We start from the raw sequence: 10,097 nt of genomic DNA, 5'->3' as shown, positions 1-10,097 counted from the left end.
AGCACCCACTCCCCCAGCCGTATGATGAGCCCGGTTTCTTCCGCCAGCGGGATGAACGCGGCAGGGGACACCATGCCGCGGCGTCCATGCTGCCAGCGCACCAGCGCTTCGGCGCCGATGATCTGGCCGTTCACGTCGCTCTGCGTCTGGTAGTACAGCACGAACTCATGGTGGATCAGACTGTGCCGGAAATCCGCTTCCAGAGCGGCCCGGGCGCTGACGATGGTTTGCATCTGCGGGTCGAAGAATCGCAAGGTGTTGCGGCCCGCGGCCTTGGCCTGGTACATCGCCAGATCGGCCCGCTTGAGCAACTCGTCGACGGTGCTCGAGTTGCCGCTGAACAAGGTAATGCCGATACTGGGCGTCGTGTTGTGTTCATGACTGTCCAGCTGGAAGGGATGGCTGAAGGCGGCAAGGATGTTTTCAGCGACGGTTTTTGCCTGCGCGGCGGAATGCTTGTGATTTGCGCTCAAATCCTCCAGCAGCACGACGAACTCGTCGCCGCCCAGTCGGGCGACGGTATTGCTGTCACGCACGCAGGACTTCAGGCGCTGGGCGACCTGCTTGAGCAGCATGTCGCCGAAATCATGCCCCATGGTATCGTTCAGCGTCTTGAAGTTATCCAGATCGATGAACAGCAGGGCACCCGTATGGCGGTTGCGGGATACGGTGGCAAGTGCATGCTGCAGGCGGTCGATCAGCAGCAGCCGGTTCGGCAGGCGGGTCAGCGAGTCGTAAAACGCGAGATGCTGGATTTCCCGTTCGGTTGCCTTTCGATGCGTGATATCGGTATTGATCTTCAGGATCGATTGGGGCACGCCGTTCTCGTCCTTGACCAGGGTCCAGTGGCCTTCGACGATCAGGAGGCGGCCGTCCTTGCTTTGCTGCTCGATCTCGCCAGTCCACTCTCCATGCAGCAGTGTCTTGCCGACAGCCATGAGATAGGTCGATTCGTCTTCGCTGAGCAGTTGGTTGATTTCCCGGCCCAGGGTTTCTTCCTGTGTCCAGCCGTAGAGACGCTCCGCGCCCTTGTTCCAGAACAGCACGCGATGCGCGGTGTCGCAGACCATGATGGCATCCTGCGCCTTATCGAGCAGCGAAGCCTGGTTGCGGATACGCAGATCGGTATCGAGTCGCTCCAGTTCCCCCGCCGCGCGCGTTGCGAAAATCTGCAATGTGGACAATACAAAACCGACATCCCGCAGCGGTTCCCTGTACAGCGCAAACACCAGGCCGATCGCGCGGCCTGATGAATCATCCAGGCGTTTGCCGGCATATGCGCGCGCGTTGATTGTGCCGAACTGCTCTGCAAGCGGGGCAGATGCAGGATACCGCTCGGCAAGGCAGTCGGGAATGATCCAATGGCGTTGTTTCGTCAGCGCGGCACACGGCGTGCCGGCAAGCCGGTAATCGAAACCCGGAACCGGCACACCGTCGATCACGCCGGCGACGACCCGCGCGGACGGCGGCTCTTCCCGCAGGATGCGGGCGACGAAGGTTGCCTGGGCGCCAAGTGCTTCCGCCATGTTGCTGGCAAGTTGCTCGAAGAACGACGTGTCAGTGCTTGCCGAGACGCCTGCGGCCACTTTCAGCATTGCTTTTTGCGTTCTTTGCCGTTCGGCTTCCGCCCGCAACGCGTTGATGCCGAACGCGAGATTACCGGCCAGCTCCTGCAGCAGTGCGACTTCCTTCGGCGCAACCGGGCGTGCTTCGCTGGAATACATGACGAGAAATCCGAACGTCTGGCCCCTGTTGCGCAGAGGGAGCGATATCAGGCCCTGATAGCCGCGTCGTTTCGCGGATTCAACCCATGGAGCGAAGCTGGGTTCCTTGTTAACGTCTTCGACAATCACTGTTTTGCCTGAGCGAATGGTGCGGCCGCCGGGGCCCTGTCCGGACGGCGTGCTTTCCGACCAGCTGAGCCTTAATTCACTCAGGTAAGACTTGCCGTCCTCATCACTTCCGGCATAGGCCATCGGCACAATACTGGATTGCGCATCGTCTTGCGCATAACCTACCCAAGCCATCACGTAGCCGCCGACGTCGACCGCCAGCTTGCAAATCTGGGTGAGCAAACCCTCTTCATTTTCCGCCTTGACCAATGCCTGGGTGCAACTGCTGAACATCCGCAGCGCACGATTGGTATTGGCTAATTCAAGCATGTGTGATTTGCGTTCAGTAATATCGCGCTGGATTCCGACGAAGTAACGGGTCTGCCCGTTATTGTCCGCCACCGGCACGATATCGGTCTCGATCCAGAATTCCCGGCCGTCTTTGGCGTAGTTGATTATTTCGGCGTTGACCGCCTGTTTTGCTTCCAGCGCCTCGCGGATCCTGCGCCTTTCGGCGTGGTCTGTCTTCGCTCCCTGCAGCAATCGCGGCGATCTGCCGATGATCTCCTCAGGGCGATAACCGGTTTGCCGCTCGAACGCATCATTCACGAAAACGACGCGCGGTCCCGGTTCATCCAGCGGCTCGGCATCCGTGATCATCACCATGTCGTCCATGCAGGCGATGCATGCTTCGAGCAGTCTCAGGTTCTCCTGGGCTTTCCGCTCGGCGGTGATATCCCTCACGGTGCCGGACAGGGCCATCTGTTCATTGATCTCTACCAATTCAGCACGCTCATGCACATGCCGGATTTCGCCGTCAGGCCGTATGATGCGATGTTCGACATTCAGGTGACTTGTATCCTGAATGGCGTGCTGCTGTGCAGTCATCACTTTTTCCCGGTCCTCCGGGTGGACTAGCGCCATGAATGTTTTGAAGTCCGGCTGAAAGGAGCCGGGCACGATGCCGAAGATCTGGTAGGTTTCGTCCGACCAGTAGAGCATGTCGTCTTCCAGGCCGAGTTCCCAGCTGCCGACGCCCGCAACATGTTGGGCATTGCTAAGGTGCATGCTCAGGCGTTTGTATGCGGCGACATGCGCAGTACGTTCTTCCAGCAGACGTTCTACATTCAGTCGCCGGAGGCGAAGTTCGAACTCCATCATCACCTGGTCCGCCAGCAATTGAAGCGCAGCCAGCTGCGCGTCCGTCATGTGCCGCGGCGCCGTATCGAGAACGGCAAGCGAGCCGATGGCGAAACCGTCAGAGGTGATCAGCGGAACGCCGGCATAGCACCGGATGCGCGGCTGGTCCGTGACCAGGGGATTGGTCTCGAAGCGCGGGTCGGATGCCGCATCCGGCACAAGGAACATGTCCTTCGCATCGATAGTGTGGGTGCAGAAGGAGATGGCCCTGGCTGTTTCACGAACATCCAGTCCTACCGTTGCCTTGAACCATTGCCGTTCTTCGTCGATCAGCGTAATGACGGCCATCGGCGTTTCGCAAATGCGGGCAGCAAGGGCGGCCAGGCGATCGAACGTTTCTTCCCTGGATGTATCAAGGATGTGAAACGACTTCAATGCTTCCAGCCTTGCCTGTTCGTCTCGGATATCGTCGTCCATGTGGCAGCCAATGTTTATGCTACGAACGCCGTGGATAACCAACGTTCAGTTACAGCTGATTTTCAGAGCTATCCGGCTGCGTGGGTTTGCGCGTGCTCATGGCCGGACGATGCAAGCATTCGGGGAGAAGGGTCGCAGTGGCGAGGGCGATACGGCGAGTCCCTGCGCGGCAACTGGCTTCCCACCGGCAAGACACTGTGGAACAAGGCGGTGTGAGAAAATTCGTCCCTTGGTTCGCCGGAACTTGCCAAACATCGCGCCGGCCGATGCCATGCATTCAAGTTAGTCAAAAAACACCCAAAAAGCAGAAAGTTTTCGCATGATTCTTGTTACCGGCGGCGCCGGATTCATCGGCGCCAATTTCATCCTCGACTGGCTCGCGCACAGCGACGAGCCGGTCGTCAACATCGACAAGCTGACCTACTCCGGCGATATCGCCAAGCTGTCGGCTGTGAGCGAGGATGCGCGGCACGTCTTCATGCAAGCCGATATCGCCGACCAGGAAGCCATGCGTGCGGCGTTCACGACCTATCGTCCACGCGCGGTGATGCATTTTGCCGCCGAAAGCCATGTCGACCGTTCGATCGCAGAACCGGCCGCCTTTATCGCCACCAACGTCTGCGGCACATTCAGCCTGCTGGAAGCGGCGCGCCGGTATGTTGCGGACATGACCGGAGCGGAGAGGAATAGTTTCCGGTTTCTGCATGTGTCCACCGACGAAGTGTACGGATCGCTCGGGCCGGGAGATCCGCCATTCAATGAAGCCAGTCCCTATGCACCCAACAGTCCCTATGCCGCATCCAAGGCGGCCAGCGATCATCTGGTGCGGGCCTGGCACCATACCTACGGCATGCCAACGCTGGCGACCCACTGCACCAACAATTACGGTCCCTATCAATTTCCCGAAAAACTGATTCCCCTGACCATCGCAAATGCGCTTGCAGGCAAGCCGCTGCCGCTGTACGGGGACGGCCGCAACGTACGCGACTGGCTGTATGTGGCAGACCATTGCGCCGCCTTGCGCCGTGTGCTTGCCGGCGGCGCGCCGGGCGCGACGTATCACATCGGCGGCAACAGCGAAAAGCCGAACCTCGATGTCGTGCATTTGCTGTGCGATCTGCTGGACCGGCTGTCGCCGCGCGCCGACGGACACAGCTATCGAAGGCAAATCGCCTTCGTTGCCGACCGTCCGGGTCATGACAGGCGCTATGCGGTCGATGCGGGAAAAATGGCGCGCGAACTCGGCTGGAAACCCGTCGAAAGCTTCGAAACCGGGATCCGGAAAACGGTCGAGTGGTGTCTCGCCCATCCGCAATGGCTTGCGCATGCCGATGCCGCGCCGGCGGAAAGCGTCGGCGCATGAGCATGCACACCAGACCGCGCAAGGGCATCGTTCTCGCCGGCGGCACCGGCACGCGGCTTTATCCCGTCACGACATCCGTGTCAAAGCAGCTGCTGCCAGTGTACGACAAGCCGATGATCTACTATCCGCTGACGACGTTGATGCTGGCCGGGATACGCGACATCCTGCTGATTTCGACACCGGACGACACGCCGCGTTTTCAGGCGCTGCTCGGCGACGGCAGCCAGTGGGGGCTGAACCTGCAATACGCCGTGCAGCCGTCCCCCGGCGGCATCGCGCAGGCATTTCTCATCGGGCGCAACTATATCGACTGCGGCCCATCGGCATTGATTCTTGGCGACAATATCTACTACGGCCACGACCTCGATGCGCAGCTGCGGCTGGCGATGTCGCGGCCCGATGGCGCCACCATCTTCGCCTACCATGTACAGGACCCGGAACGGTATGGTGTGGTGGAGTTCAACGACCAGCGACATGCGGTCAGCATCATTGAAAAACCGGCATCGCCGAAGTCCAACTATGCCGTGACGGGACTCTATTTTTATGACCAGCATGTCTGCGACATCGCCGCGGCCATCCGGCCCTCGGCGCGCGGCGAACTTGAAATTACCGATATCAATCAAACCTACCTGGAGCGCGGCATGCTGAATGTCGAAGTTATGGGGCGCGGCATGGCATGGCTCGATACTGGCACGCATGAATCCCTCCTGGATGCGGCGCGCTTCATCGCCACCATCGAAAAGCGCCAGGGATTGAAGGTGGCCTGCCCGGAAGAGATTGCCTATCGCAAAGGCTATATCGATGCCGCCCGGCTCGAAGCACTGGCGCAACCGCTGCTGCAAAACGAATACGGCCGTTACCTGATGCGCATCCTTACCGAAAGGGTGTTCTGAACATGAAGATATCTCCTACCGCGCTGCGCGAGGTCTTCATCATCGAGCCGGAAGTGATGGTTGACGAACGCGGCACCTTCTTCGAAAGTTTCAATGAGCGCCGTTTTGCCGAACTGACAGGCATCGAAGCGCGATTCGTGCAGGACAACCATTCCCGTTCACTACGCAACGTGGTGCGCGGGCTGCATTACCAGATCAGGCACACCCAGGGAAAACTTGTCCGCGTGGTATCCGGCGAAGTATTCGACGTGGCGGTCGATATGCGGCGCAACTCGCCGACCTTCGGTAGCTGGACCGGCGTGGTGCTGTCGGCCGACAATCGGCGCCAGACGTGGATCCCGCCTGGCTTCGCGCATGGCTTCGCGGTGCTTAGCGAGGCCGCCGAAGTGCTCTACAAGACCACCGACTATTTCGCGCCGGAGCATGCCCGCGCCGTCTGCTGGAACGATCCATCCATCGGCATCAAGTGGCCGCTCACCGGCGTGCCGCTGCTTTCCGAGAAGGACAGAAACGCGCCGCCGCTTGACGACGCGGAAGTCTTCGAATGAAGATCCTGCTCGCTGGAGCCACCGGACAGGTGGGACATGAGTTGCTGCGCGCCCTGCAATTGCCGGGCAATACGCCGGCCGACACGCCGGCGGAAATTATTGCGCCGGGGCGTCAACAGTTCGACCTTGCCGACCCGATGCAATTGCGTCGCGTCATCCGCGACATGAAGCCCGATGTCATCGTCAATGCCGCGGCATACACCGACGTCGACCGCGCGGAGAGCGAACCTGCCGTCGCGATGCGCATCAATGCCGATGCGCCCGCAATCATGGCGGAAGAGGTGGCACGCCTGGGCGGCGCACTGGTTCATTTCAGCACCGATTATGTGTTCAATGGCGAGGCGTCGGCGCCGTATCGCGAGCAAGACCTTCCCGATCCGGTCAACGCCTACGGCCGCAGCAAGCTTGCCGGAGAGCAGGCGATCGTCGCGGCCGGCATTCCGTACCTCATCCTGCGCACCGGTTGGGTGTATGGCATGCGCGGCCGGAATTTCCTGCAGTCGATACTGCATCTCGCGCATCAGCAGGATATGTTGCAGGTAGTGGATGATCAGTTCGGCACGCCGACCTGGTGCCGTACTGTTGCAGATGTGACCGCGCAGCTACTTGCGATGGCGCGGTCCGCGACGGATGCGCCGCAATGGTGGCAGGAGCAGGGCGGCCTGCTTCACATGACCGCGCGCGGCAGCACTAGCAGGGCAGACTTCGCGCGCCGGATCATCGATCTCGCCGGTCTGTCCTCAAGGGTGAACGTCGTGCCAGTCCCCACCGCCGACTATCCGCGCGCAGCAGTGCGACCGCGCTATGCGGTATTGGATACCGGAAAACTGCAAGGACTGTGCAACCTGCCGCACTGGGACGCTGCCCTGCAGCGTTGCATGCAGCAGGCCAGTCAGTAGTGCGGCACTCGTCAGTTCTCGTCTTGCGGATGAGCGCGTTCTACAGGGTTTCGTCCCTCTTGCAGGGTAGGGTAAGGGTACTGAAGTACAGCATTGTCTTGGCAGTATGTTTGACTTCCGACCTTGCTACCACTCGTCCCTATTCCCTTGCTGCACCATTCAATAGGACAACAGATTTATTTTTCTGACACGCATGGGTCATCGAAGCGGGCTTGCACCTCACGCCCGCTTCAACAATGCCTGCGCTATACCGCTTAATGATGCGTGTTGTTTGATCGCCTGAACAGATAGGTGCCCGCGAGCACCGCACCGGCCGCCATCAGCATCGTACTGGCCGGCAATCCACGCAGCGTGTTGGAGGCGAATTCACCCGCACGTGGCGCGGCGATCTGCATACGGCGCTTGGTCATCTCCATGCCGAGTTCACCGAGACGGTCCTTCAGCAGGCGCTCCGCATCCGGCAGCAGGGTGGTTTCCTCGTCCGCCACATGGTGGAGCACATCGCGCATCAATTCCATGAAGGTCTGGTCATATTCCGGATCGGTTGCCTCCATGCCGCGCAGCTTGGTGATGAGCCGGCGCATCTCATTGTGCTCCGGCACGCTCTTCTCCATCACGGTGCCGTCGGTGTCCGCCGCACGCATTGCGGGATAGAAAATTTCCTCTTCGAGCTGTGCATGGATCTCCAGCGCCATGCAGGCCGTGTCCACCAGCGCCTTCTTGGTGCGCGGACTGGAACTGATTTCGTATTGATGGAATGTTGCCAGCACGCTGGTGTGATCCATGCGGATCATGTTGGTGATGCTCGGCGAGAGCGAGTTCGTGAACGATCGCATGTTGGCTTTCATGTCGCTGGTCATATCTGCGGTTCTCATGACGTCTCCGTTAACGGGTTGTTGGAATGAACCAGTTATTGAAGCAAGCGATATGCCCAGCGATATATCTGCGTCACCAGCAAAAACGCCGCTACATACGGGCACTACGCACCATTGCAACAGGACCTGTTTGCATATTCATCTACTGCACTTGCAATTTATACATTCGCGCATTTAGCCGCTGCATAACGTCTGTAAATATTGCCGCTGCGGCATGCAAATCATCAGAGGGCGGGAAGAGTACTCCGTTGATGGCGGCGTTCATCTGCTCTAGCGCAAGCCCTGTTCTTACAAACGTTCACGCTCTTCGCACTGCGATCACCTGAATACAACACCTGTGTATCCATTCCGATAGATTTGATAGCGGTCAACAGTATCCGTAGCGTATCTCGTTACCGTGAAGACTCTGATGCGCCAGCATGCCGCAGGGGCTCCGGCAAGGCCATCGGAGATACAACAACTCTTATAGGAACAGGGAGTTCCGCAAAATGTTTTTTTAGGTGAACCTGATGTCGAAAACTATTCTGATTCAACCCGCAGCACGTGGTCTTGCAACCATGTTTTTCACAACTTTCCTGGCAGCATGCGGTGGTGGCGGAGGTGGCGCGGACAGCGCACTGACGCTGACGGGCACGCCAACGCCGGCTGGCCAGCAGACGCAGAACAGTCCCTCGACACCGCAGTCCGCATCACAGCAACCCGCCGCGAATTCCGCCACGTTGGCGGCGAATGCGCCGGAGAATCTCGGACCGCAAGCACGATTCAACAGCCCCGACGGCATCACGGTCGCGCCGAGCGGCGATGTCTACGTGGTCGACGCAGGCAACGGCACGATCCGCAGGATCGCACCATCCGGCCGGGTCACCACCATTGCCGGCTCGCCCGGCGTGACTGGCAGCGCGGACGGCAACGGCAGCGCCGCGTCGTTCAATGCGCCCGCCGGCATCGCCGCCGACCGCGCCGGCAACCTCTATGTCGCCGATACCGGCAATAACATCATCCGCAAGATCACGCCAGGCGGCGCAACCATCACCTTCGCCGGAACGCCCGGTATCGCCGGCAGCGACGACGGCGCGGGCACGTCGGCAAGGTTCAACCAGCCGAGCGGCGTGGCAACCGACGCAGCAGGCAATGTCTACGTGGCCGATACGCGCAACTACGCGATCCGCAGGATCACGCCATCCGGCACGGTCACCACGATTGCCGGCACCAAGGGCGCACGCGGCACCGCCGACGGCAGCAGCACGGCATCCTTCCTCGGACCACGCGCGATTACTGCCGACGGTGCGGGCAACCTGTATGTCACCGACACCTTCTTCATCCCGTCGCCCATCCTCAGCCGCGACATGAGTACCGTCCGCAGGGTCTCCCCGGATGGCACCGTCACCACGCTTGCCGGGCAGCCGACGTCGGGAGGCGGCGTTACCGACACCGACGGCACGGGTGCGCAGGCACGCTTCTACAATGCGTCGGGCATCACGACCAATACCGATGGCAGCATCGTGTATGTCGCGGATACCAGCAACCAGAAAATCCGTCGCATGACGGCAGGTGGTGTTGTGGATACCTTGCCTGTCACGATCTCCGACGGTACCGCCGCGCGCTTCACTTATCCGAGGGGCATCGCGCTTGACGGCAGTGGCAACCTGTATGTTGCCGATACGGGCAATCATGTCATTCGCCGGATTGCGCCGGATGGCAGTTCGGTGATTGTCGCGGGTAGGGAAGGGGAGCAGGGAAGTAATGACCGGGGTGGGGATAGTCCGCTTTGAGAGGGATCGTATGGGGGATTTCTTCGATGATGCATCCTCGCTGTCATTCCCGCGTCGGGTTTTGCAGGGGATTTGGACAGCATGCTGTCCGCCTGCAAAACGGTACTGACTCCAAACCAGTACGTGCCTTGCAAGGGGAGGCCAGGGCGACGGAGTGCGCGGCGGTGATGCATCCTCCTTGTCATTCCCGCGAAGGCGGGAATCCAGAGGGACGGAGTGTCTTCGGTAATGCAATCTGTGTGGCTCTTCGAAGAGACAAGCCGGGACTGGCCCCGGCGGGCCACTTACTTTTCTTGTC

7 protein-coding genes are annotated in these 10,097 nt (G+C 60.1%); 5 read left to right on the top strand and 2 right to left on the bottom strand.

Annotated features, from left to right (window positions below; all coding sequences use genetic code 11):
• On the bottom strand, positions 1-3,449 hold a 3,449-nt coding region (locus V7080_RS19425; protein WP_334190046.1), incomplete at its 3' end, for a PAS domain S-box protein.
• A gap of 319 nt (positions 3,450-3,768) precedes the next feature.
• Between V7080_RS19425 and rfbB the strand changes: the two genes are divergently transcribed.
• Genes rfbB through rfbD form a run of 4 tightly spaced genes read left to right on the top strand, consistent with a single transcriptional unit; the run spans position 3,769 to position 7,152 of the window.
• Complete coding sequence (gene rfbB, locus V7080_RS19420; protein ID WP_334190045.1) at positions 3,769-4,812, top strand: dTDP-glucose 4,6-dehydratase; 1,044 nt, start codon at positions 3,769-3,771, stop codon at positions 4,810-4,812.
• Positions 4,809-5,705: a glucose-1-phosphate thymidylyltransferase RfbA gene (gene rfbA, locus V7080_RS19415; protein WP_334190044.1), complete on the top strand. Its 897-nt coding sequence runs from the start codon at positions 4,809-4,811 to the stop codon at positions 5,703-5,705. The genes rfbB and rfbA overlap by 4 nt, the downstream gene beginning before the upstream one ends.
• Before the next feature lie 2 nt (positions 5,706-5,707).
• Entirely contained in the window at positions 5,708-6,253 is a 546-nt protein-coding gene (gene rfbC, locus V7080_RS19410) for a dTDP-4-dehydrorhamnose 3,5-epimerase (protein WP_334190043.1), read from the top strand.
• Positions 6,250-7,152: a dTDP-4-dehydrorhamnose reductase gene (gene rfbD, locus V7080_RS19405; protein WP_334190042.1), complete on the top strand. Its 903-nt coding sequence runs from the start codon at positions 6,250-6,252 to the stop codon at positions 7,150-7,152. Before rfbC ends, rfbD begins: the two co-directional genes overlap by 4 nt.
• Before the next feature lie 254 nt (positions 7,153-7,406).
• Here rfbD and V7080_RS19400 read toward each other — a convergent pair whose 3' ends face one another.
• Positions 7,407-8,027, bottom strand: coding sequence for a hemerythrin domain-containing protein (locus tag V7080_RS19400; RefSeq protein WP_334190041.1), 621 nt, complete (start codon positions 8,025-8,027; stop codon positions 7,407-7,409).
• A 557-nt stretch (positions 8,028-8,584) separates the two neighbouring features.
• Here V7080_RS19400 and V7080_RS19395 point away from each other — a divergent pair.
• On the top strand, positions 8,585-9,799 hold the full coding sequence (locus tag V7080_RS19395) for an NHL repeat-containing protein (protein ID WP_334190040.1): 1,215 nt from the start codon (positions 8,585-8,587) through the stop codon (positions 9,797-9,799).
• The last annotated feature ends 298 nt before the right edge of the window (positions 9,800-10,097 follow it).

Source organism: Noviherbaspirillum sp. (assembly GCF_036846085.1).
Classification (GTDB): Bacteria; Pseudomonadota; Gammaproteobacteria; order Burkholderiales; family Burkholderiaceae_D; genus Noviherbaspirillum.
This window is presented reverse-complemented; position numbering and strand designations above follow the sequence as displayed.

Bases quoted from the DNA above. Each gene is read 5' to 3' on its own strand.
- rfbB (WP_334190045.1), top strand. From the start codon at position 3,769: ATGATTCTTGTTACCGGCGGCGCCGGATTCATCGGCGCCAATTTCATC.
- rfbA (WP_334190044.1), top strand. From the start codon at position 4,809: ATGAGCATGCACACCAGACCGCGCAAGGGCATCGTTCTCGCCGGCGGC.
- rfbC (WP_334190043.1), top strand. From the start codon at position 5,708: ATGAAGATATCTCCTACCGCGCTGCGCGAGGTCTTCATCATCGAGCCG.
- rfbD (WP_334190042.1), top strand. From the start codon at position 6,250: ATGAAGATCCTGCTCGCTGGAGCCACCGGACAGGTGGGACATGAGTTG.
- V7080_RS19400 (WP_334190041.1), bottom strand. From the start codon at position 8,027: ATGAGAACCGCAGATATGACCAGCGACATGAAAGCCAACATGCGATCG.
- V7080_RS19395 (WP_334190040.1), top strand. From the start codon at position 8,585: ATGTTTTTCACAACTTTCCTGGCAGCATGCGGTGGTGGCGGAGGTGGC.